At 58.4% G+C, this 22,884-nt stretch carries 18 protein-coding genes; 13 read left to right on the top strand and 5 right to left on the bottom strand.

Features of this window, described 5'->3' with window-relative positions:
* The first annotated feature begins 29 nt into the window (after window positions 1-29).
* The 3 genes from GTU76_RS01940 to GTU76_RS01930 all read left to right on the top strand — a co-directional run bounded on the left by GTU76_RS01940 (window position 30) and on the right by GTU76_RS01930 (window position 4,305).
* Window positions 30-641 (top strand): vWA domain-containing protein, encoded by a 612-nt coding sequence (locus tag GTU76_RS01940; protein ID WP_425503623.1) that lies wholly within the window; start codon window positions 30-32, stop codon window positions 639-641.
* 174 nt (window positions 642-815) lie between these two features.
* Window positions 816-2,459 carry a phospholipase D-like domain-containing protein gene (locus GTU76_RS01935; protein ID WP_180697938.1) on the top strand — a complete coding sequence of 548 codons (1,644 nt, stop codon included), beginning with the start codon at window positions 816-818 and terminating at the stop codon, window positions 2,457-2,459.
* Between the two features lie 286 nt (window positions 2,460-2,745).
* Window positions 2,746-4,305 (top strand): TerC family protein, encoded by a 1,560-nt coding sequence (locus GTU76_RS01930; protein ID WP_180697937.1) that lies wholly within the window; start codon window positions 2,746-2,748, stop codon window positions 4,303-4,305.
* Window positions 4,306-4,406: 101 nt separating this feature from the next.
* Here GTU76_RS01930 and GTU76_RS01925 read toward each other — a convergent pair whose 3' ends face one another.
* Window positions 4,407-4,838, bottom strand: a complete 432-nt coding sequence (locus GTU76_RS01925; protein WP_180697936.1) for a thioredoxin family protein — start codon at window positions 4,836-4,838, stop codon at window positions 4,407-4,409.
* A gap of 337 nt (window positions 4,839-5,175) precedes the next feature.
* On the opposite strand from GTU76_RS01925, the gene GTU76_RS01920 reads away from it, so the two are divergent.
* The 8 genes from GTU76_RS01920 (at window position 5,176) to kdgK (ending at window position 11,933) form a co-directional block, all read left to right on the top strand.
* Window positions 5,176-6,024, top strand: coding sequence for a transporter substrate-binding protein (locus tag GTU76_RS01920; RefSeq protein ID WP_064117896.1), 849 nt, complete (start codon window positions 5,176-5,178; stop codon window positions 6,022-6,024).
* A gap of 51 nt (window positions 6,025-6,075) precedes the next feature.
* Complete coding sequence (locus tag GTU76_RS01915; RefSeq protein ID WP_180698007.1) at window positions 6,076-6,738, top strand: amino acid ABC transporter permease; 663 nt, start codon at window positions 6,076-6,078, stop codon at window positions 6,736-6,738.
* Between the two features lie 9 nt (window positions 6,739-6,747).
* Entirely contained in the window at window positions 6,748-7,410 is a 663-nt protein-coding gene (locus tag GTU76_RS01910; RefSeq protein ID WP_016984341.1) for an amino acid ABC transporter permease, read from the top strand.
* Complete coding sequence (locus tag GTU76_RS01905; RefSeq protein ID WP_007912331.1) at window positions 7,407-8,198, top strand: amino acid ABC transporter ATP-binding protein; 792 nt, start codon at window positions 7,407-7,409, stop codon at window positions 8,196-8,198. The genes GTU76_RS01910 and GTU76_RS01905 overlap by 4 nt, the downstream gene beginning before the upstream one ends.
* 30 nt (window positions 8,199-8,228) lie before the next feature.
* Window positions 8,229-8,618 carry a RidA family protein gene (locus GTU76_RS01900; protein WP_016984340.1) on the top strand — a complete coding sequence of 130 codons (390 nt, stop codon included), beginning with the start codon at window positions 8,229-8,231 and terminating at the stop codon, window positions 8,616-8,618.
* Window positions 8,619-8,843: 225 nt separating this feature from the next.
* Window positions 8,844-9,608, top strand: a complete 765-nt coding sequence (locus tag GTU76_RS01895; protein WP_016984339.1) for an IclR family transcriptional regulator — start codon at window positions 8,844-8,846, stop codon at window positions 9,606-9,608.
* 39 nt (window positions 9,609-9,647) lie between these two features.
* A complete protein-coding gene (locus tag GTU76_RS01890; protein WP_016984338.1) occupies window positions 9,648-10,862 on the top strand; it encodes an amino acid deaminase in 1,215 nt (404 codons plus the stop codon).
* Window positions 10,863-10,994: 132 nt separating this feature from the next.
* Window positions 10,995-11,933, top strand: coding sequence for a 2-dehydro-3-deoxygluconokinase (gene kdgK / locus GTU76_RS01885; protein ID WP_016984337.1), 939 nt, complete (start codon window positions 10,995-10,997; stop codon window positions 11,931-11,933).
* 108 nt (window positions 11,934-12,041) lie between these two features.
* Here kdgK and GTU76_RS01880 read toward each other — a convergent pair whose 3' ends face one another.
* Both GTU76_RS01880 and GTU76_RS01875 read right to left on the bottom strand, forming a co-directional pair.
* Window positions 12,042-12,317 carry a peptidylprolyl isomerase gene (locus tag GTU76_RS01880; protein ID WP_007912322.1) on the bottom strand — a complete coding sequence of 92 codons (276 nt, stop codon included), beginning with the start codon at window positions 12,315-12,317 and terminating at the stop codon, window positions 12,042-12,044.
* Between the two features lie 51 nt (window positions 12,318-12,368).
* Window positions 12,369-14,906 (bottom strand): PAS domain-containing hybrid sensor histidine kinase/response regulator, encoded by a 2,538-nt coding sequence (locus GTU76_RS01875; protein ID WP_180697935.1) that lies wholly within the window; start codon window positions 14,904-14,906, stop codon window positions 12,369-12,371.
* A gap of 128 nt (window positions 14,907-15,034) precedes the next feature.
* Between GTU76_RS01875 and GTU76_RS01870 the strand changes: the two genes are divergently transcribed.
* Together GTU76_RS01870 and GTU76_RS01865 are read left to right on the top strand one after the other, a co-directional pair.
* Complete coding sequence (locus tag GTU76_RS01870) at window positions 15,035-16,144, top strand: PilT/PilU family type 4a pilus ATPase (protein WP_180697934.1); 1,110 nt, start codon at window positions 15,035-15,037, stop codon at window positions 16,142-16,144.
* Between the two features lie 200 nt (window positions 16,145-16,344).
* Window positions 16,345-20,046, top strand: coding sequence for a hypothetical protein (locus GTU76_RS01865; protein ID WP_180697933.1), 3,702 nt, complete (start codon window positions 16,345-16,347; stop codon window positions 20,044-20,046).
* 38 nt (window positions 20,047-20,084) lie between these two features.
* Here the strand turns inward: GTU76_RS01865 and GTU76_RS01860 are convergent, their stop codons facing one another.
* Window positions 20,085-22,040 carry an acetoacetate--CoA ligase gene (locus GTU76_RS01860; RefSeq protein ID WP_180697932.1) on the bottom strand — a complete coding sequence of 652 codons (1,956 nt, stop codon included), beginning with the start codon at window positions 22,038-22,040 and terminating at the stop codon, window positions 20,085-20,087.
* Between the two features lie 69 nt (window positions 22,041-22,109).
* Complete coding sequence (hbdH, locus tag GTU76_RS01855) at window positions 22,110-22,883, bottom strand: 3-hydroxybutyrate dehydrogenase (RefSeq protein WP_016984333.1); 774 nt, start codon at window positions 22,881-22,883, stop codon at window positions 22,110-22,112.
* Window position 22,884: the final 1 nt, after the last annotated feature.

Below are 22,884 nucleotides of genomic sequence, written 5' to 3'. Positions count from 1 at the left end.
GGGCGAATGCCAGACCCCGCGCCGGACGGCTGGACAACGGACGCCAGGGCAAACGTCATGCCGCCCGCAGTGGCACGGTGAACTGGCCGGGCACGTTGCTCAATGGACGTCCTCGGGTCCGTGAAGATCTGCTGTTTCAACTGCGTACGCGCTCGCCGCATGAGCTTTGGCTGGTGATCGTCGACGCTTCAGCCTCGACGCGGCGTCATCAGGCTTTGAGCGATGCCAAAGGGCTGCTCGCGCAACTGTTCGATGACGCTTACCGCCAGCGTGCGCGGCTGGCATTGCTGACTGCCAGTGGTTCGGCGCCGAGATGGCAGGTGCAGGGGTTGAAGGCATCCAGCGGTTTGCGTACCTGGCTGGAGGCATTGGGTGCCGGCGGCGGCACGCCGTTATTGGCGGCACTGGTGCAGGCCGAGCAATGGCTGGCGGTGCGACGCAAGCGTTTTCCCGCCGAGCAGCAGCGGTTGCTGGTGGTGACCGATGGGCGTTTGAAACAGTGGTCGGGATTGCCGGCGCTGGGGTGCCCGGGGTTGTTGATCGATATCGAGCGCGGGCCGATCCGGTTGGGCCGGGCGCGGGATCTGGCTGAGGCGCTGGGATCAGAGTATCGACATATCGATGAGCTGATTTCTCTCTGATACCTTCTGTGTATGGTCGGGCCTCATCGCGAGCAGGCTCACTCCTACATTTGGAATACGTTCCCTTGTAGGAGTGAGCCTGCTCGCGATTGCATCGATCCGGTCTCGAGCCGAACACTCAAAACCCGCATCCCTGCTCTATGCTGCACCCAGCCCAATCACAAGGAGTGAGCGATGCGCGTACTGGTCAAAAATCCCGCGGACGATTTCCGCGTCAAAGCCTACGCCGGCACCAACGGCGTGCTGCTGGCCATGGATCTGGCCGAGCCCCGGCGCAAAGGCTTGTTGGGTTTCGCCATCGAAAAGCAGCAGGGCGCCAAACCCTGGTTGTTTCTGTTCAACAGCCTGACCTTCCCCGGCAAGGCGCACACGTTTCCCCAGTTCCACGCCACACCGAGCGATACCGCGCCGCTGCAGAAATTCCGCTGGGCCGATTACGCCGTCAATCCGGGCATGACTCTTCACTATCGTGTGCACCTGGCCTACGGCACTGCGGATGCCGTGCAGTTGGGCGAGTCGCTGCAACTGACGATTACCTCCGATGACGGTCAGCCGAGCAATCAAAGCGTGATATTCAATCGTGCTGTCGCCGCCAGTCAGGCGTTCCAGCGCAAGTTTCCCGATCTCGACGCGCAGATCAGCGCCAATAAAAACATGCCCATCGAAGCCTGGCCCGATGCGGCCCGTCAGTGGCTGGAAAACGGCTTGCTCGGGCGCTTGCTGGGTTTTATCGAGCGCGCCGTCGATCAGCAATGGGCGCTGGACATTGCCATCTATGAATACCAATTGCAGGCGATTGTCGATGCGGTGAATGCGGCGTTCGCGCGGGGCGTAACGGTGCGGGTGCTGTATCACGCCCGGCCGGACGACGAAGACACCACGATCAACCAAGCGAGTCTGGCTGCGCTGCCGCTCGCGAGCAAACGCGGTCGGGTAACCCATAACATTTTTCACAACAAATTCATCGTTCTGAGTCGCGTCGACGGCGGCGAGCATCAGCCTGCAGCGGTGCTGTGTGGCAGTACCAACTTCACCGCCAACGGGATCTATCGTCAGGCCAACGTGGTGCATGTGCTGGACGATGAATCGATTGCTGCCAGTTATCTGCAAACGTTTGAGCAAATCTGGGCGCGCCCGGACGACGTCGGCGCAACCCGTGACTGGATCACCGAACACAATCCGATGAATCCGCAGCAACCTTTGTTCGCCGGGTTTTCACCGCGTACCGGCGGGGCCGATCTACAAGAATTCGTGCGGATCATCGGCGCAGCGAAAAAAGACGTGCTGTTCGTCACGGCATTCTCGCTGCCCGACGCAATTCTCAACGCCTTGCTCGGCCAGCCTCACGACGACATTTTGCGTTATGGCCTGCAAAACACTGCCAGCCGCATCAGCGGTTTCCACGCCGACCGCAGCGCCGAATTCGCCGCCACCGCATTGCTCAACACCGGGCTGGAAGGCTGGCTGCGCGAGAACATGAAAGGCCAGAAAGGCAATCTGCTGGTGCACACCAAAGCGGTGGTCACCGACTTCACCACGGACGCGCCGACCATCATCAGCGGTAGCCACAACCTCAGCGCTTCGGCCAGTAACGGCAATGACGAAAACTACCTGATCATTCGTGGCGACAGCGATCTGGCGGATCGTTATGGCCTGGAGTTGCTGCGGTTCTACGAGCATTACCGGTTTCGTTATTTCGCGAAGAAGCTGGCGTTGAAGCAGGTGAGTCCGTTGGCCGTGGATGACAGTTGGACCAACGATTACTACGTCGAAGGGGATTTGCGGCAGTTGTCGCGGTTGCGTTTTGCCGGCCGCTGACACCGTACTGTAGGAGCTGTTACAGATTTTGAAATGATTTCCAGCTGTAGGAAATGTTCCCAAAGCCTGTACGCTCCAAGGCCATTTTTCATTCAGGATCTACATGAACACCCTCTCGGAGCCTCCCAGTCGCACCTTCCCCTTGCGCCACGGCGCGGTCTTGACGCACTCGCAACATCCAGTTTTCCGACATCCGACTATCGTTGCTAACGCGGCTCCAGAGCCTTCGCGTTGCGCTTTGCCGTGTCCGGCAGCCTGAATTAACCGAGAGAGATAGAGACGTTTTATGGAATGGTTAGCGGATCCCACAGCCTGGTTAGGCCTGTTGACTTTGATCGTGCTGGAACTGGTGCTGGGTATCGACAACCTGGTGTTCATTGCAATCCTCGCGGATAAACTGCCGCCGCATCAGCGTGACCGTGCACGGATTATCGGCCTGTCGCTGGCGCTGATCATGCGCCTGGGCCTGTTGGCGAGTATTTCCTGGCTGGTGACCCTCACGCAGCCGTTGTTCGAGGTGTTCGACAAGAGCTTCTCCGGCCGTGACCTGATCATGCTGTTCGGTGGTGTGTTCCTGTTGTTCAAGGCCACCATGGAATTGCACGAGCGTCTTGAAGGCCATGTCGGCGAACGCACGACCAACAGCGCTTATGCGATGTTCTGGCCGATCGTTGCGCAGATTGTGGTGCTCGACGCGGTGTTCTCGCTTGATGCTGTGATCACCGCCGTCGGTATGGTCGATGAACTGGCGGTGATGATGATCGCGGTGATCATCTCGATCGGCTTGATGATTGTCGCCAGCAAGCCGCTGACGCGCTTCGTCAACGCGCACCCGACGGTGATCATGCTGTGTCTGGGTTTCCTGATGATGATCGGTTTTGCCCTGACCGCCGAAGGTCTGGGCTTCCACATTCCGAAAGGTTATCTGTACGCCGCCATCGGCTTCTCGATCCTGATCGAGGTGTTCAACCAGATCGCCCGGGCCCGGCGCAAGCGCTCGATGCAGGGTTTGCGACCGATGCGCGAGCGCACAGCGCACGCGGTCATGCGTTTGCTGGGCGGTCGCAAGCTGGCGGTGGAAGAAGTCGGTGAGGAGATATCCGATCTGCTGGACAATGGTGACGCGCCAAGCGCGGAGCTGTTCGACCGTCGCGAACGGGTGATGATCAGCGGCGTGCTGCAACTGGCCGAGCGCCCGATTCGCGGGCTGATGACCGTGCGTGCCGATGTCGACACGATTGATCTGGCCGATGACCGCGAGGCGATTCGTACCCGTTTGATGCATTCGTCCTACTCGCGGCTGCCGTTGATTCGTAATGGTGCGGTGGATGAGCCGTTGGGCTTCGTGCACAAGAAGGAATTGCTTAAGGAGTACCTGGCCGGCACCGAGCCGAATCTGGAGCACTTGGCGCGCAAGACCATCAACCTGCTCGACAGTTATTCGATCCTCAACGCACTGGAACAGATGCGCGCGGCCTCGACGCACATTGCCTTTGTGGTCAACGAGTTCGGTGATTTTGTCGGTGTGTTGACCATGACCGACATCCTTGAGTCGATTGCCGGCGAGCTGCCGGATGCCAGCGAAGTCGAAGGCCCGGATGTGATTGAGGAGCAGGGCGGGTTTATGGTCAGCGGTGCGCTGAACCTGGCGCGGGTGCGTCAACGCATCGGGTTTGGCGCTGAACCCACCGAGGACTATCAGACCATGGGCGGGTTGGTGATGAGCCTGCTGGATCGACTGCCGGTGATCGGTGATCGTCTGGAACTTGAAGGCTGGCACATGACGGTCAAAGCCGTTGAGGAACGGCGTGTGACGCGGGTGTTGTTGGTGCGTGCTGCCGCGTAATACTTGCGTTCTCTACTAACTGTGCCGGCCTGCTCGCAAATGCTTGGGCTCAGGCACCGCAGTATTCACTGATGAAAAGTGTAGTTGTTCAGTACGCATGTTCAACACACGTTCCGCAGGCGCGCACGGGCAACGGTGCGCAAAGTACGAAGTGTCTGACGCAACCAGGGCAGATCATGCGTTCGCTTGCGCAGCGCAGTGGGCGCTTTGGTCTTGCCGACGTGCTCGGCGAAATCCCGTGCGAGGGTTTCTTCCGTGCCGATGCCTTTGAGTTTTTTCACCAGTCTGCCGTTCTTGTAAAACAGCACGGTGGGTGTCCCGGTGACCAGTGGATGGCGCGGGGACTCGCTGGTTTTGAGCATGTAGATATTGGCGCGATGCCGATACGGCTCGGCCGTCTGACGAAAAATCGGCCCGGCCCACTCGCAGGCGGGGCAATGTTCGTTGGCGAAATACAGGATTACCGGGCGCCAGGTTTGCAGGGCTTTGCGGTAGGTGGGGGCCAACGTGGAGAGAGGGATATTCGCGTTCATGAGAATCTCCTTTTCGAGTGCAGCAACACCTATAGACGGTAATCCAGTGCAAGCCATGCGCCTACTGTCAGAGTTGACAGGTGTAACCCGCCTAGATTTGTGCCATGCGCCCCGAAATGTGGCGCGAATACCCGGAGTGTGTGGCCAACGGTAGCGTGTATTAATCGCGCTCTTGGTAACAACGCGACTGTCCCTTACTGCATCTCTTTGATTTCGAAAACATTTAGATCTTCTGCAGATTCTCATCCGATCCTGTGGCACACTTTCTGCTGTCTATTCCGTAGTAACAAACCGTGTTCCGGTATAGCGGAATAAACACCATCCTGGAGTGCTTGCCATGCATCGCCGTCCTTCGTTGTTCAAAGCGTGTGTTTTTGTTCTTGCGGCTTCGTCCGCTGTCATGGGTATGGCCCAGGCAGCCGACAGCAAGCTCGACAGTGTTCTGGCCCGTGGCAAGTTGATCGTGGGGACTGGCAGCACCAATGCGCCGTGGCACTTCCAGGGCGCGGACGGCAAGTTGCAGGGTTTTGATATCGACATCGCCAGGATCGTCGCCAAAGGTCTGTTCAACGACCCAAGCAAAGTCGAGTTTGTGGTGCAGTCGTCCGATGCGCGGATTCCCAATCTGCTCACCGACAAAGTCGACATGAGCTGCCAGTTCATCACCGTTACCGCCAGCCGCGCGCAGCAAGTGGCGTTCACCCTGCCGTACTACCGCGAGGGCGTCGGCCTGCTGCTGCCGAACAACAGCAAGTACAAGGAAATCGAAGACCTGCAAGCCGCCGGCGACAGCGTCACCGTGGCGGTGCTGCAAAACGTTTACGCCGAAGAGTTGGTGCATCAGGCATTGCCCAAAGCCAAGGTCGATCAGTACGACAGCGTTGATCTGATGTATCAGGCGGTGAACTCCGGTCGCGCCGATGCCGCCGCCACCGACCAGTCTTCGGTCAAATACCTGATGGTGCAGAACCCTGGCCGCTACCGCAGCCCGACCTATGCGTGGAGCCCGCAAACGTACGCGTGTGCGGTTAAACGCGGCGATCAGGATTGGCTGAATTTCGTCAACACAGCGTTGCATGAAGCCATGACCGGCGTGGAATTCCCGACCTACGCCGCCTCGTTCAAACAATGGTTCGGCGTAGATCTGCCTTCCCCAGCCATCGGTTTCCCAGTCGAATTCAAATGATCCCGTGAGAGTGGGGCGATGCACGTTGCCCCGCTCAAGGTACTGCTGACCATGAACTATCAGTTGAACTTTGCCGCCGTGTGGCGCGATTTCGACACCTTGCTGGCGGGGCTCGGTCTGGGTCTTGAACTGGCGCTGGTGTCGATCGCGATCGGCTGCGTGATCGGCCTGCTGATGGCGTTTGCCTTGCTTTCAAAGCATCGCGCTTTGCGGGTGCTGGCCTCGGTATACGTCACGGTGGTGCGTAACACGCCGATTCTGGTGTTGATTCTGTTGATCTACTTTGCGTTGCCGAGCCTGGGGATTCGGCTGGACAAGATTCCGTCGTTCATCACCACGCTGTCACTGTATGCCGGGGCGTACCTGACCGAAGTGTTCCGTGGCGGTTTGCTGAGCATTCCAAAAGGACAGCGTGAGGCCGGGCTGGCCATCGGTCTCGGCGAGTGGCAGGTCAAGGCTTACGTCACCGTGCCGGTGATGCTGCGCAACGTGCTGCCGGCGCTGTCGAACAACTTCATTTCGCTGTTCAAGGACACCTCGCTGGCCGCCGCGATTGCGGTGCCGGAGCTGACCTATTACGCGCGCAAGATCAACGTCGAAAGCTACCGGGTGATTGAAACCTGGCTGGTGACCACGGCGTTGTATGTCGCGGCCTGTTACCTCATTGCCATGCTGCTGCGTTACCTCGAGCAGCGTCTGGCGATCCGCCGATAGGAGGCTGCGATGTACGAATCTCCCAGTTGGTTACATGAATTGTGGATCGCGCGCGAACCGCTGTGGCAGGGCTTTCTGACCAGCGTGCAAGTGTCGGCGCTGGCGATTCTGCTCGGCACAATGCTCGGCGTGGTCGCCGGGCTGGTGCTGACCTACGGCAAGTTCTGGATGCGCGCGCCGTTTCGCTTCTATGTCGACCTGATTCGCGGCACGCCGGTGTTTGTGCTGGTGCTGGCCTGCTTCTATATGGCGCCGGCGCTGGGCTGGCAGATCAGCGCGTTTCAGGCCGGCGCTTTGGGCCTGACGCTGTTCTGCGGTTCGCACGTTGCCGAGATTGTCCGCGGCGCGCTGCAAGCCTTGCCGCGTGGGCAGATGGAGGCGAGCCAGGCCATCGGCCTGACGTTTTACCAATCGCTCGGTTACGTGCTGTTGCCCCAGGCACTGCGGCAGATCCTGCCGACCTGGGTCAACTCGTCCACGGAAATCGTCAAGGCCTCGACCTTGCTCTCGGTGATCGGCGTCGCCGAATTGCTCCTCAGCACGCAACAGATCATCGCCCGGAACTTCATGACCCTGGAGTTCTACCTGTTCGCCGGTTTTCTGTTCTTCGTCATCAACTACGGCATCGAATTACTCGGCCGGCACATTGAAAAGCGGGTGGCACTGCCATGACTCAAGCTCAAGTTTCCCCACAGAATCAGGCATTGCTGGACATCCGTGGCCTGCACAAACAGTACGGCGCGGTCGAGGTGCTCAAGGGTGTCGACCTGAGCATGCAGCGCGGCAACGTGGTCACGCTGATCGGTTCCAGCGGTTCGGGCAAGACCACGCTGCTGCGTTGCGTGAACATGCTCGAAGAATTCCAGGGCGGGCAGATCCTGCTCGACGGTGAATCGATCGGCTATGACGAGGTCAATGGCAAGCGTGTGCGGCATGCGGAAAAAGTCATCGCCCGCCATCGCGCGATGACCGGCATGGCCTTTCAGCAATTCAATCTGTTCCCGCATTTGACCGCGTTGCAGAACGTCACTTTGGGCCTGCTCAAGGTCAAGAAGATGCACAAGGACGAAGCCGTCGTGCTCGCGGAAAAATGGCTGGAGCGCGTCGGCTTGCTGGAGCGGCGCAATCACTTTCCCGGTCAGTTGTCCGGTGGTCAGCAACAGCGCGTGGCGATTGCCCGCGCCATTGCGATGAACCCAAGTTTGATGCTGTTCGATGAGGTCACCTCGGCCCTCGACCCGGAGCTGGTCGGCGAAGTACTCAACGTGATCAAGGGTCTGGCCGAAGACGGCATGACCATGTTGCTGGTGACCCACGAGATGCGTTTTGCCTTCGAGGTCTCGGACAAAATCGTTTTCATGAATCAGGGGCGGATCGAAGAGCAGGGGCCTCCCAAGGAACTGTTCGAACGCCCGCAATCGCCGCGTCTGGCTGAGTTTCTGAAAAGCACGCGGTTTTAATCTTGCGTTTTCAAATCAGGAGAAACACCCATGAGCATTACGCGTTACGGCACCGGCAGCACTGCCGCTGGCGGCCAGCCACGGCCATTCGCTCGCGCTGTTGAAGCGGATGGCTGGCTGCATGTGTCCGGCCAGGTACCGGCAGTGGATGGCGAGATCATTGTCGGCGGCATCGTCGAACAGACCCACCAGACCATGAAGAACCTGATCGCGATTCTCGAAGAGGCCGGGTATGGCCTCGAAGACGTGGTGCGTGCCGGCGTGTGGCTGGATGATCCGCGGGATTTCAGCAGTTTCAACAAGGTCTTTGGCGAGTACTTCAAGCCCGAGCACGCACCGGCGCGGGCGTGTGTGCAGGCGAGCATGATGGTGGATTGCAAGGTCGAGATCGACTGCATCGCGTACAAGAAAAAGGTTTGAAAATTGCTGCGTTGCCTAGGCCGCAGCCCCTCACCCTAATCCTCTCCCAAGGGAGAGGGACTGATCTCTATCGATGCAGGTTTTGGCGGCTGATCACAACATGTGCATCGATACAGTCAGGCTCCCTCTCCCTCTGGGAGAGGGCGGGGGGTGAGGGCAGCAATCCAACTGACACAACCCCACAGGCCAGTTACCATCCGGCGACTTTGAATGGGAACCACTGAAATGACCGAAGACACCATCAAGCGCCGGGCCCGCGGTCTGGACCGGGCGTTCGATATCCTCGATTTCCTCAAGGAAATCGGCCAGCCGCTGCGTCCGAACGACATCGCCAACGGCATCGGCAGTCCGAAATCCACGGTCTACGAACTGGTCGCTTCGCTGCTGGAACGGCGGATTCTGGAGCCGGTGGGCAAGGACGGTCACGTCTATCTGGGCCGCCAGTTGTACTTCCTCGGGCAAGCGCATTTGCGCCATTTCGACCTCAGCCGCGAGGCCGATCACGCCTTGCAGGAGATCGTCAGCCAGACCCATGAAACCGCGCAGATGTGCCTGCTCAACGGGCGTAAATACACAGTGGCACTGATGAAGGAGGGCGAGCGGCATTTCCGTATTTCCTCCGACATCGGCGAAAACGCGCCAATCCCGTGGACCGCTTCCGGACGGCTGTTGCTCGCACACCTGAGCGATCAGCAGATCATCGACCTGATCGACGAAGATGATTACATCCTGCCCGATGGCGAGCGTTTGCCTCTGGAACGTTTCCTGGCGGAAATTCGTCAGGCCGGCATCGACGGGTTCTTCTCCTTCGACAGCGTCGCCGACACCTTTACCCATTGCTTCGCCGCCCCGGTCAAAGACCGCAATGGCATCGCGATTTGCACCTTGTGCATCGTCGCCCCACGGGCCGATGCGAAAAACAATTACAACGACTATCGCCGAGTGCTGATCGAGAGTGCCAACAGCCTCGCCCGGCGGATCAACGAATAACCGCGGCTGCCTGCGGCCGCGAAAGTGAGGAGTTCGACCATGACGACTGCCAACAAAAACGCTGTGGAGAAGGGCAACGCTGCGATCAGCGCGCACCTGGTACGCGACGTCAGCCTGCCAGCACTGGTGCTGCATCGCGAAGCGCTGGAGCACAACATCCGCTGGATGCAGAAGTTCGTCAGTGACAGCGGTGCGGAACTGGCGCCCCACGGCAAAACCAGCATGACCCCGGCACTGTTCAAGCGTCAGCTCGACGCCGGCGCGTGGGGCATTACCCTCGCCAGCGCAACTCAGACCCGCGCCGCTTACGGCCATGGCGTACGCCGCGTGCTGATGGCCAACCAATTGGTCGGCACGCCGAACATGGCGTTGATCGCCGATCTGCTCGCCGATCCCGCGTTCGATTTCTATTGCATGGTCGATCACCCGGACAACGTTGCCGATCTTGGTGCTTACTTCGCCTCGCGTGGCGTGACGCTGAATGTGATGATCGAATACGGCGTGGTTGGCGGACGTTGCGGTTGCCGCAGCGAACAGGAAGTCATCGAACTGGCCAAGGCGATCAACGCACAACCGGCGCTGGCCCTGACTGGCATTGAAGGCTACGAAGGGGTGATTCACGGCGATCACGCCGTCAGTGGCATTCGTGAATTCGCTGCTTCACTGGTACGTCTGGCGGTGCAGTTGCAGAATAGCGGCGCGTTCGCCATCGCCAAACCGATCATCACCGCCTCGGGCTCGGCGTGGTACGACTTGATTGCCGAATCGTTCGAAGCGCAGAACGCCGCCGGGCGCTTCCTCAGTGTGTTGCGTCCAGGCAGTTATGTGGCGCACGACCATGGCATCTACAAAGAGGCGCAATGCTGCGTGCTCGACCGCCGCAGCGATTTGCACGAAGGATTACGTCCGGCGCTGGAAGTCTGGGCGCACGTGCAGTCGTTGCCGGAGCCGGGTTTTGCAGTCATTGCACTGGGCAAGCGTGATGTCGCGTTCGATGCCGGTTTGCCGGTGCCGTTGTTGCGTTACAAGGCAGGTGTGGTGCCGGCGGTGGGCGAAGATGTCGGTGCATGCAAGGTCACGGCGGTGATGGATCAGCACGCGTTCATGACGGTGGCGCCGGGTGTTGAATTGCGCGTGGGGGACATCATTTCCTTCGGTACTTCGCATCCGTGTCTGACGTTCGACAAGTGGCGTGTGGGGTTGTTGGTGGATGACGAGTTGTCGGTGATCGAGAGCATGGAGACTTGTTTCTAAAGCTTGAGACCGAGTCGCGGCCATTCGCGAGCAGGCTCGCTCCCACAATTTGGAATACATTCCCCTGTGGGAGCGAGCCTGCTCGCGAAGGCGCCAGTCCAGACACCCGCGCATCAACAGAGACAGCACAAGATGAACACCCTCAGCCCCCTGGGCCCGAACACCCCGCGGATCGCCCTGATCGGCGAATGCATGATCGAACTGCAGCAACGCGCCGACGGCAGCCTGCAGCAAAGCTTCGGCGGCGACACCCTGAACACCGCGGTGTACCTGTCCCGCGCCATGGGCGACAAGGCGCAGGTCGATTACGTCACCGCGCTGGGTGACGACAGCTTTAGCGACGCCATGTGCCAGATCTGGACCAGCGAAGGCATTAGCCTCGATCTCGTCCAGCGTCTGCCCGGGCGTTTGCCGGGCCTGTATTGCATTCAGACCGACGCCAACGGTGAGCGGCGTTTCCTTTATTGGCGCAACGAGGCGGCGGTTCGCGACTGTTTCACCACCCCGGCCGCCGAGCCGATTCTGGCGGCGCTGCCGGATTACGATGTGTTGTATTTCAGCGGTATCACCTTGGCCGTCCTCGGTGCATCGGGCCGGGAAAAACTGATCCAGACGCTGATTGAAGCGCGCCAGCGTGATGCGCGGATTGTCTTCGACAACAACTATCGGCCACGGCTTTGGGCCTCGGTAGAAGACGCGCGCGCGGCCTATCGCAGCGTGTTGCCCTACGTTGATCTGGCGTTGTTGACGGTGGATGACGAGCAGGCGCTGTTCGGTTTCGCCGATTGCGAGGCGGTGTTTGCCGCTTATGCGCAATTCGGCACGCCGGAAGTGGTGCTCAAGCGCGGGGCCGAGGCGTGTCTGATTCGCTGTGATGGTGAGTCATTCGAAGTGCCGGCGCAGAAGGTTGAAACGGTAGTGGACACCACAGCGGCGGGGGATTCGTTCAGTGCGGCGTATCTGGCCAGTCGATTGATGGGCGGCAGTCCGGCGGAGGCGGCAGAGGCCGGGCATCAGTTGGCCAGTCGGGTGATACAAGTGCCGGGGGCTTTGATTCCTAAACAGGCTTGAATGGCCGCTTGCTGCGCAATCGGTTCGCGAGCAAGCTCACTCCCACAGGGGAATGCATTCCAAATGTGGGAGCGAGCTTGCTCGCGAAGAGGCCCTGAAGCCAACCCGTCAATCCCGGTAAAACACCTGCACCAGGTGGTACCCGAACTTGCTCTTGATCGGCCCATGCACCGTGCGCAGCGGCTTTTTGAAAATCACCGCATCAATCGCGCCGACCATCTGCCCCGGCCGCACTTCACCCAGATCGCCGCCGCGCTTGCCGGACGGGCAGGTCGAAAATTTCTTGGCCAACACGTCAAACGCTTCACCCTTGGCGATGCGTTGTTTGAGCTGTTCGGCCTCTTCGGCGGTTTTCACCAGAATGTGGCGGGCTTGGGCTTTCATCTTGCGGTACCTGATAACGGGGTGACGGCGGGGCGCGGATTATGCCTCAAGTCAAGGCGTTTGGCTGATCATCGTGCGGATCTTGCTGGCCAGAAGCTCCATGGAGAACGGTTTGGCCACCATGTCCATGCCGTCCTCGAGAAAGCCCTGACGTTCGGCGGCTTTTTGCGCATAACCGGTCATGAACAGCACTTTGAGTCCTGGACGATGCTGGCGAGCGATTTCCGCCAGTTGCCGCCCGTTCATGCCCGGCAGACCCACGTCGGTAACCAGCAGGTCTACGCGTAGATCGGACTCCAGCAGGGGTAAAGCGGTCTTGGCGTCTTCCGCTTGGTGGGCCTGATAACCCAGGCTTGTCAGCAGATCCAGGACCAGCATGCGCACCGCCGGGTCGTCCTCGACCACCATCACCGCTTCACCACTGGCCGCGGCGGCGGGCGGCTGATCGGGTTCGACTGACGGGCTCTGCGTTTCCAGACCCAACAGTCGGGGCAAATACAGGCGCACGCAGGTGCCTTGCCCCGGCAGACTGTCGAGGCTGACGTGACCGCCCGATTGCTGGGCAAAACCATAAATCATCGACAGCCCCAGACCGGTGCCCTGGCCGATGGGTTTGGTGGTGAAAAACGGATCGAATGCCTTGGCGCGCACTGATGGGGTCATGCCCGTGCCGTTATCGCTGACGGCGAGCATCAGATAGTCGCCGGCCTTGACCGGTTCCAGAGTCGTAATGTCGCTGCCATCGAGGTAGACGTTGGCGGTTTCGATCAGCAGTTCGCCGCCCTCCGGCATTGCGTCGCGGGCGTTGATGACCAGGTTGAGCAGGGCATTTTCCAGTTGGCTGACATCGGTGCTGACCGGCCACACGTTGTCGGCCAGACGCAACGTGAGCTCGATCGGGTCGCCCTTTGTGCGGCGAATCAGGTCTTCCAGCGAATGGATGAGCTCGTTGACGTTCAGTTGTTTGCGATCCAGCGACTGCCGCCGCGAAAAGGCCAGCAGGCGGTGAGTCAAGGCCGCTGCACGGTTGGCCGAGGCAACGGCGGCTTCGGTAAAGCGTCCGATCTCATCGGCCCGGCCGTTGGCAATATAGCGTTGCATCAGGTCGAGGCTGCCGATGATTCCGGTGAGCATGTTATTGAAGTCATGAGCAATACCGCCGGTGAGCTGGCCGACCGCTTCCATCTTCTGCGCATGACGCAGCGCATCTTCGGCGCGCTCGCGTTCGAACATCTCGTTCTGCAAACGCTGGTTGGCCTGGGCCAATTGTTCGGTGCGGGCGCTGACACGCTCCTCCAGGGTTTCATTGAGATTGCGCAGAGCCTCCTCGGTTTTTTTACGCTCCGATTCGTCGATCACAAAGATGTAGAAGCCGTTGACTGCACCGTCCGCACCGTGGCGCGGCAGGTAATTCATCAACGCGTGGCGGCTGCTGCCGTCGCGGTGCGGTGTGTACAGGCTGAACGAACAGGATCGCCCGGCCAGCGCCTCGGCGATATACGGTGCGCGCAGGAAGTAAGCCTCTTCTCCGATCACCTCGCGAATGGTGCGACCGTACAGTTCTTGCGGCGTCAGGCCGTACCAATCGAGATAGGCGGCGTTGTTCAGGCGAAAGCGTTCTTCGTGGTCGACATAGCTGATCAGGATCGGCATGGCATTGATGATCAGCTGCAATTCGGTCTGACTCTGGCGCAGCGCCTGCTCGGTGTGCTTGCGCTCGGTCAGGTCCAGCGCCGCACCGAGAAAGCGCACTGGCCGGCCATGGTGATCCTTGTAGCAACGCCCGCGCGCAAAGACCCAGCGCATCTCGCCATCGGCCTGCAGCAGGCGATATTCCTCGGCGTATTCAGTGCCGTGAGTGATGCAATGCTTGATGCTGCACGCGACCAATGCCCGATCTTCCGGATGCACACCGTGCAGATACTCGCTGATGGGCAACTGACTGGCGCGCGCTGGATCAACGCCATGTAACTGGGCGAAATGGGCATCGGCAATGAACCGGTCCTCGCCGATGTCCCAGTCCCAGGTGCCGACTGCATCGGTGGCGGCAAGCGCCAGTTGCAGGCGCTCCTCCGATTGTCGTTGCGCCTTGAGGCTATCTTCCGAGCGCTGTTGCAGTTCAAGGGCGATGCGTCGGCGCTCGTTGGTTTCAATGGCCGTCACCAGAATACCGGCCACTTGCGCAGATTCATCGCGGATCGGGCTGTAGGTCAGATCCAGCCAGAAGTCGGAGTCCTTGCCATCACGTTGCAAGGTAAAACGTCGTTCGCTGTAGGTACGTACCTGACCTTGCAGGACGGCGCTGTAAATCGGATCAGTAAAGTCTCGCAGTTCAGGCCAGATCAGGTGCGCGGGTTGTCCGAAAGCGTGCGGATGCTTGTGGCCGGCGAGCAGAGCGAAACCATTGTTGTAGATCTGCGTGAGCTGCGGCCCCCATAGCAACAGCATCGGCATCGGCGAGTGAATCACGATGTCCACAGCGGTACGCAAGCTCTGCGGCCAGGTGCCAGCAGCGCCAAGCGGGCTGCGACTCCAGTCAGTGCGGGCGATCAATGCCTGGGCGTCATCGGTGGTCGGTACAGCGTTCATTACTTCAATCCTGAGCGGCGGTCGTTGAGACGGCGTCTACTATGCTGATTCGGTAGACGCCGTTTGGCCCGTTGCATCACGGCGCGAGCCCTCTCTGTTCATTGAAAGCTTCGCAGGTGCTTTTTGCCATGGAAATCGACGCACTGCTTAAACAACTGGCGAGCCGTCACGGCTCGGATCTCTATCTTTCCACAGGCGCGCCGCCAAGTGCTCGGTTCGAAGGGGTGCTGACGCCGCTGAGCGAGCAATTCTTCAAACCCGGCGAAGTGGCGATGATTGCCGCTTCCCTGATGGACGCCGAGCAACGCCGGGAGTTCGACCGGGATTTGGAAATGAACCTGGCGATTTCACGAACGGGCGTTGGCCGCTTTCGCGTCAACATCTTCAAACAGCGCAACGATGTATCAATTGTAATTCGTAACGTCAAACTCGATATTCCGCGTTTCGAGGACCTGAAGCTACCGCCGGTGTTGCTCGACACCGTGATGCTCAAACAAGGCTTGATCCTGTTCGTCGGCGCTACCGACTGCGGCAAGTCGACGTCGTTGGCAGCACTGATCGATCACCGCAACCGCCATAGTAGCGGGCACATCGTCACTATCGAGGATCCGATTGAATACATCCATCAGCATAGGCTGTCGATCATCAATCAGCGTGAAGTCGGCGTCGACACGCGCAGCTTTCAAGCTGCATTGAAAAACACCCTGCGCCAAGCCCCCGACGTCGTGCTGATCGGCGAAATCCGCGACCGCGAAACCATGGAGCATGCGCTTTCGTTTGCCGAGACCGGGCATCTGGTTCTGTCGACATTGCACGCCAATAACGCCAATCAGGCGTTGGACCGGATTATCAATATGTTTGCCGAAGAGCGACGACCGCAGTTGTTGCAGGCGTTGGGCAACAATCTGAAAGCCTGTATCTCGCAGCGACTGGTGCGCACGATGGATGGGAAAAGAAGGGCGGCCGTCGAGGTGTTATTGGGGTCGCCTACCGTCGCTGATCTAATTCATCGGAGTGAACTTGGTGAACTAAAAAAACTGATGGAGAAGTCGTCTGAGTCGGGCATGCAAACTTTCGATAAGGCGCTGTTCGCCTTGGTGTCGGAGGGTGTAATTGCCGAAGAAGAAGCTTTCAAGCATGCAGACTCGGCGAGTAATCTGAAGCTACGCATGAGGCTGGTCGGGAATACAGCGGTGACAGAAGATTCAAACTCGGGAAAGTGGGGTTTGATAGAGTGAAAGTTGCTTGTTTAGTTTGTGGTGGTGGTGCTCTGGAAAAAGTATTTAATAAGTTTTAGTTGGCGGATTTTAATTTTAATAAGTAGAACGTCATTGGGCTGAATGATCGGCCATTAACTTGATGAGGTTCTGTAATGAGTGCTGCCACAAAAAACAAACTATTCCGTTCGTCAAATATCAGTCTTGCCGAATGGAGGCGCATGACCGATGCCGATGCGCTAGAGCGCCAACAGGTTCTAGTTCAGCTGGAGCAGGCGCTGGATAAATACGCTGAAGATCAAGTAATAAATTGGTATTCGCATGAAGTTGAACTACAGGAGGGTTCGTCGCTTTACCAGATTTATTACCCCGGTCAGGTTCTGCTACAGCGACTGCTCGAAACCAGCCCGGTAAAAAGTGCGCTGAGTCAGGAACGTGCGACGAATCATGATGGCCTTGTACGTGTCACGTCCGATGGCAAGATGGAAGTCTATTCCAGCAACGGCTGGCTGGACTTGGTCGCTGCTGGTTATTTCAAGCAGAGTGAGCTGACACGCTCTTCAATACAATTGATTGCCGATCTGGCCCGGGTGGCGGGTGGGTATATATGGCCTGACCTGGATATCACACTCGATCAATGGTTCGGCTTTCATGAGGTGGAGTTGCCTGAAAAGAAGGCGAAGGTCAGGAATCTGATCGAGTTGTTCAAGTTTGATCCGGAAGTCAAGGAGCCAGCGAACTATTGGGAGCACTTCCAAACAGATGATCAGGCTCTCGTTGCTCTTTCCGAAGACCAGTTGGCGGCGATTCGCGCAGCGACAGTCAAGCTTATGCCGCAAAGAAAATTGCTCAATGCATTGCACAACCTCACTGGGCGTAACGCTATATCGCATGATAATGCGGCTCAGCGAATCAACGAATTTGTCAGCTACCCGGTCTCGCTGAATCTCGCCAGAAGCTATTTGAGCGAACTGGGTTGGTTTGGTGTCAATGAGGGGCAGATTGTCTCGGAAAATACCCTTCGACAATTACTGACCACGGCCCTTCTGCTGGAACTCGATCCGACGATACTGCACAACCACCAAAGGAGAAAGATCGCTGGTTTTGATCTCTATGCACCCAGTAACGTTGACCGCCAGGCATCGACCGTACGTGAAGAAATAACTGCTTTTGTGCGGGCGAAAGGCTGGGTTGATCTGGATTTGGCGCCTTTGATAACGCACATGCTGTTGGCGCGTACTGCACCGGAGTTTCTGGTCAGGGAAATTCCGTCGGCAATGACTCTGGGATCCATTGGCTGGATCAATTTCTGTCGTGCCGTCGTACTTGTGGAGGCTGCAAAGACAGGCGCGTCGCGAGTCCTGACCTATGCACAGATCATGGCCTATGCGGATCTGGAGCCGGTCAGTGATGCGCAAAAACATTTGCGGGATCTTTCCATGATTGATCCGATCGTCAGTTGGGCGCTGATCAACCAGGTTATAACGCAGACTGAACTCGATCAGGCTGAGGAAGCCAGCACCCGCCGTGCGATAGAGGCATTTGAACAGCACTCGGAAAAGTTTGCCGAGATAGCCAAGGCATTTTCGACAATTCTGCCGAACAGAGCAGGTATCGCCCGTGCAGCATTGAAAGTCGCGGCGCCGGGCTGTGACACGCTGGATGAAAAAGCACTTTCCGAAAAAGGCGGGCAGCAGGTCATGTCCATGGTAGACCTGCACCAATCGGGTGAACTTGTCACCGGCAAATGGGATAGGCGAACCGTACGCCTGGTCACCAACGGCATAGCTCGCCCGGCCATCAATTACAACCCTTCGGGTGTCAGTATCTACAGGCGTTATCCACAGTTACTGAGGCTCGGATCTTGCGACGAAGAGATGGATCGTCAGTTGGCGGTATATCTGAAGGACCTCAACAGTGCCATGTTGTCGACCGTGAAGTTGGCATTGGCGCAGATGCCCGAGGCGGATTTGCGTGCGTTCATGAATGCCCGAATCGACTTTTTGACAGTGCGCGAATCAGCGATTTATACCATTACACGTCGTGCCGGCGGACCTTTCAACGTTGAATTTCCAAGAGAAACGCAACAAAGCCGAGATGCTGCAACGGGGCGATTTGGTCTGGTGATGTGTGCGTCCTACAACAATGCCTTCGTTTGCTATGAGCTGTTCACATCCCGTGGAGAATTCCGCAAAAATGATGCCTTGGGGGCGCTGATCATTCGGGAGCGGAAAATCGAACAGCGTTCGAGAATGAGTCAAACGGCAGATTTGACTGCCCATCTGACACCGACAAATTTGCAGAGTCTACCGATCAATGTGAAGTGTTATACCCACGCTGTTGCACCAGACCCTTCGGTCAAAAGCAGCATGGCCGTCATTGAGAACTTTGGCCTGCTGCCGGAACCGAAAAAAATCGCAAATCCCAAGCAAGGCTTTTACCAGCGCTTCAACGATCCGAACGTTGCGCGTATTGCCGAGTTTATTATCAAACATCGCCCGTTTTTGAATGCCCAGGAACTCAGAGAGCTGGTTCGCATACCGACGCCTCTTGAGCTCTCCCGAGACGAAGGCGAGCGACTACTCACCTATTTCATCGACCTGGTGGTGCCGTTCAAAAAATGCATCGAAGACATTGCCACCGGTGAGCATGACAAGGTGGTAGATGGGATCTACGGCTGCTTAATGGATGGCATCGGCCTGATAGGGACGGTGGCGGGAGCCAGTTCGAAAGCGTTGATTATTTCCGCCAAGGCCATTTCCGCGACATCAAAAGCGGCGCGTTTCGCCAAGCTGGCCTTTACGTCAGCGATCTCTCTGTTCAATCCGCTGGATGGTGTGCCCTCGGGCCTGCAGGCCGGTAGTAAATTGCTGCGCAAGGGTTTGCTGCGGTTCAACAAGAACACCCACGAAATTATCACGAAGGCGAACAAACAGTTGCACACGCTCAGTGGTCGCCGGCAATCCTACGATTTGATCGACAGCGCTGGGAGCGCGCAATTAGGCCTTGGCAGTTGGCGTCCACGCGGCACCGGGAGCGATGCCGTTACGGTTCTGGCCGCGCGCCGTGACAACAAATGGTATGCGTTGAATCGTCGCGGCGATCTGTGGGGCAAGCCGCTGGATGGCTTTTCCTATAACGCGCCTTTGCAATTGAGTTATTCGCCCAGAACCTTGCCAGCAAGCTATACGCGAACGTTCATCGAAAAAAGTCTGCCCCGTGCTCGAGCGAAAATCGATAATGCCATTGGGGTGATGAGCCGGCATGATTTCAAACGCGATTGCAGTCTGGTGATGAAGACACTGTTCGGCGATACCTCATCGGTTGCCACTGAACGTCTGGTCAACTATTTGCGCTTGATTCGCTTCGATTTTGCGGGCTTCTCCATCAGCAACATGGTGCTTGATGAGATCAAGGAGCAAAACACGATCGCGGCGTTTGACATGAACGGGTACACACGCTGGAAAAGCGCCGGAGCCAGCAACGGGTCTGATGTTGCGTTCGTTGAAATCTACACAAAAAATCTCAACCGACACTTCGTCAGTCTCGGCTTCAACCACGATGTGGTGGCCGATGACCTGATTCATGAACTGTTTCATGCCAGCGCGCAAACCAATGATGTCGGTTACGCCTCCGATGCACAGAGCGGCAGCGAAAGCGGGCAGCGAATCGATGTAGCTCCGCTGCTGAATATTGCATCGGGTTGCCTGCCGGTGGTGGAGCAGGGCACGGTCTGTCATGCACCGTCCAGATCTTTTGCAAATGCAGACTCCCTGGCGGTGGCGACCTCGTTACTCAGTCAGCTTTCCACGGACAAAACCACGTATGACCGTAATATGGCGATCATCCGCGGTGCTCTCGACGTCAGTGCTGGCAAGGCAATTGTCGAGCCGGTTGTCATCACGTTGAACAAACAGGCGTGACGGTTACGGTCTTCGGTTGACCGCTTGCCACCGGCCGATCAACTTGCCAGTTCCGGCCGATTCCGAAACTGTTCCAGCGCTTCGGGATTGGCCAATGCATCGGTATTTTTCACCGGCTGTCCGTGCACCACGTTTCTCACGGCAAGTTCCACGACCTTGCCGCTGATGGTGCGCGGGATATCCGTGACCGCGACGATCTTCGCCGGCACATGACGTGGCGTGGTGTTGGCGCGGATCACCTGGCGAATCTGCTCCTGCAGGGGGGCATCCAGTTCAACGCCATCCTGCAAGCGCACAAACAACACCACTCGCACGTCATCCTGCCATTGCTGTCCGATCGCCACGCTGTCGAGCACCTGCGGGACTTTCTCTACCTGACGATAAATCTCCGCCGTGCCGATGCGCACGCCTCCCGGGTTGAGCACTGCATCGGAGCGACCGTGGATCAGCATTGCGCCATGGGGCAACTGTTCAGCGTAATCGCCCTGCGCCCAGACACCAGGGAACAGGCTGAAATAGGATTTTCGCAGCTTCTCGCCATCGGCGTCGTTCCATAGCCCGATCGGCATCGCCGGAAAATGTCGGGCGCAGACCAGTTCGCCTTTCTCGCCGATCACCGCCTGGCCGGCGTCATTCCACACTTCAACGGCCATGCCCAGACTCTTGCCCATGATTTCACCGCGGCGTACCGCCGACAGCGGATTGCTGTTGACGAAGCACGACACGATATCGGTGCCACCGGACATCGAGGCCAGGCAGACATCGGACTTGATGTCGCGGTAGACGAAATCGTAACTCTGCGGCGACAGGGCAGAGCCGGTGCACAGCAGGGTTTTCAAACTGCCCAGATCATGACTCTCGCGAGGTTTGCTGCCACTGCTCTCCAGAGTGGCGAGGAACTTGGGACTGGTACCAAACACGCTGATGCGTTCGTCGTCGATCAAATCCAGCAAGCGATCATTGGCGGGATGAAACGGCGAACCGTCGTACAGCACCACGGCGCTGCCGACCGCGAGCGCCGATACCAGCCAGTTCCACATCATCCAGCCGCAGGTGGTGTAGTAAAACAGGCGATCAGCGGGGCCGAGGTCAACGTGCAGCCCGTGTTCCTTGACGTGTTGCAGCAGCACGCCGCCGCTGCTGTGGACGATGCATTTCGGAACGCCCGTGGTGCCGCTGGAATACAACACATACAGCGGATGATTGAACGGCACCGGTACGAAACGCGGTGCTTCACCGGGTTGGTAGAAATCATCCCAGAGCGTGACGTCGGCCTGCGTCCGGTAATCCTCGCAGCGGGCTTGTGCACGGGCATACGGCACGATGATCAGCTGTTGCAGCGAGGGCAGTTGCGCAAGGATTTCGTTGAGCTTGGTGGTTTGATCCATTTCTTTGTCGGCATAGCGGTAACCGGCGCATGTGATCAGCACCTTTGGTTCGATCTGGCCGAAGCGGTCGATGACGCCGTGGGTGCCGAAGTCCGGTGAAGAGCACGACCAGATTGCGCCGAGGCTGGTGGTTGCGAGCATCGCCACCAGCGTTTGCCAGGTGTTGGGCATGCACGCAGCCACCCGGTCGCCGAGGCCAACGCCGGCGGCTTGCAGGCTGGCTTGAAAACCGCCGACGTGCTCTGCGAGTTCGGCCCAGGTCAGTTGCTCACGCTGGCCATTTTCGGCCACCGCCACCACCGCTACGGCGTTATCGCGACGGCGCAACAGATGCTCGGCGAAGTTCAGGGTTGCGCCGGGAAACCATTCGGCGCCGGGCATTGATGGGCCTTCGCGCAGCACGGCATCGGGCGGGTTATGGAAACGAATATCGAAGAAATCGACGATGGCCTGCCAGAACGCTTCGCGCTGATCGATACTCCATTGGTGCAGGGCAGGGTAGTCATCAAGGTTGAGAGAATGGCTTTGATTGACGAAGCGTCGGAACGCGTCCATGCGCGATCGGGCGATACGATTGGCGTCGGGTTGCCAGAGGATGTCGGACATTGCGTGCCTCTTGTTATCTGATTCATGCACACAGGCTGTGCGCCAAAGCCCCGTCTGAGCCGGGGGCAATTATTGCGCCAGCCAGCCACCATCGATGTTCCACGCCGCCCCGCGTACCTGACTGCCAGCCTCGCTGCACAAAAACAATACCAACTCGCCCAGATGCTGCGGTGTGACGAACTCCAGCGAAGGTTGCTTCTCGGCGAGCAGATCATGCTGCGCCTGCTGTGGATCGACACCCTTGGCCGCGCGATCATCGATTTGTTTCTGTACCAGTGGCGTCAGTACCCAGCCCGGGCAGATCGCGTTGCAGGTGACGTTGCTGGTCGCGGTTTCCAGACCGACCACTTTGGTCAGACCGATTACGCCGTGCTTGGCGGCCACATAAGCCGCCTTGCCCGTCGAGCCAACCTGACCATGCACCGAGGCGATATTGATGATTCTCCCCCAGCCTTTAGCGCGCATTCCGGGTACGCTCAGGCGCGTGCTGTGAAATACCGAGGACAGATTGATGGCGATGATCGAATCCCAGCGTTCGACAGGGAACTCCTCCACCGCGGCGACATGCTGGATGCCGGCGTTGTTGACCAGAATGTCGACACCGCCGAACTCGCGCTCGGCGTAATTGATCATGTCGGCAATTTGCGCCGGGTCACTGACATCGGCCGGATGATGGCCGACCTTGCCACCGAACCGAGCGACTTCGGCGATGACTTTCGAGGCATCACCGAAGCCGTTGAGAATCAAATTGGCGCCGGCCTTGGCCAGGCTCAAGGCGATGCCCAGACCGATGCCGCTGGTGGAACCGGTAACCAGTGCGGTCTTGCCGGAAAGAGTCGTCATG

Origin of the sequence: Pseudomonas crudilactis, assembly GCF_013433315.1 — a bacterium.
Lineage (GTDB): Bacteria > Pseudomonadota > Gammaproteobacteria > Pseudomonadales > Pseudomonadaceae > Aquipseudomonas > Aquipseudomonas crudilactis.
The sequence above is the reverse complement of the archived record's forward strand: the minus strand, read 5'-3'. Positions and strand labels throughout refer to the sequence as shown.

Bases quoted from the DNA above. Each gene is read 5' to 3' on its own strand.
- GTU76_RS01910 (WP_016984341.1), top strand. From the start codon at position 6,748: ATGTACGAATCTCCCAGTTGGTTACATGAATTGTGGATCGCGCGCGAA.
- GTU76_RS01865 (WP_180697933.1), top strand. From the start codon at position 16,345: ATGACCGATGCCGATGCGCTAGAGCGCCAACAGGTTCTAGTTCAGCTG.
- GTU76_RS01870 (WP_180697934.1), top strand. From the start codon at position 15,035: ATGGAAATCGACGCACTGCTTAAACAACTGGCGAGCCGTCACGGCTCG.
- GTU76_RS01895 (WP_016984339.1), top strand. From the start codon at position 8,844: ATGACCGAAGACACCATCAAGCGCCGGGCCCGCGGTCTGGACCGGGCG.
- GTU76_RS01905 (WP_007912331.1), top strand. From the start codon at position 7,407: ATGACTCAAGCTCAAGTTTCCCCACAGAATCAGGCATTGCTGGACATC.
- GTU76_RS01920 (WP_064117896.1), top strand. From the start codon at position 5,176: ATGCATCGCCGTCCTTCGTTGTTCAAAGCGTGTGTTTTTGTTCTTGCG.
- GTU76_RS01875 (WP_180697935.1), bottom strand. From the start codon at position 14,906: ATGAACGCTGTACCGACCACCGATGACGCCCAGGCATTGATCGCCCGC.
- GTU76_RS01915 (WP_180698007.1), top strand. From the start codon at position 6,076: ATGAACTATCAGTTGAACTTTGCCGCCGTGTGGCGCGATTTCGACACC.
- GTU76_RS01925 (WP_180697936.1), bottom strand. From the start codon at position 4,838: ATGAACGCGAATATCCCTCTCTCCACGTTGGCCCCCACCTACCGCAAA.
- GTU76_RS01860 (WP_180697932.1), bottom strand. From the start codon at position 22,040: ATGTCCGACATCCTCTGGCAACCCGACGCCAATCGTATCGCCCGATCG.
- hbdH (WP_016984333.1), bottom strand. From the start codon at position 22,883: ATGACGACTCTTTCCGGCAAGACCGCACTGGTTACCGGTTCCACCAGC.
- GTU76_RS01900 (WP_016984340.1), top strand. From the start codon at position 8,229: ATGAGCATTACGCGTTACGGCACCGGCAGCACTGCCGCTGGCGGCCAG.
- GTU76_RS01930 (WP_180697937.1), top strand. From the start codon at position 2,746: ATGGAATGGTTAGCGGATCCCACAGCCTGGTTAGGCCTGTTGACTTTG.
- GTU76_RS01935 (WP_180697938.1), top strand. From the start codon at position 816: ATGCGCGTACTGGTCAAAAATCCCGCGGACGATTTCCGCGTCAAAGCC.
- kdgK (WP_016984337.1), top strand. From the start codon at position 10,995: ATGAACACCCTCAGCCCCCTGGGCCCGAACACCCCGCGGATCGCCCTG.
- GTU76_RS01880 (WP_007912322.1), bottom strand. From the start codon at position 12,317: ATGAAAGCCCAAGCCCGCCACATTCTGGTGAAAACCGCCGAAGAGGCC.
- GTU76_RS01890 (WP_016984338.1), top strand. From the start codon at position 9,648: ATGACGACTGCCAACAAAAACGCTGTGGAGAAGGGCAACGCTGCGATC.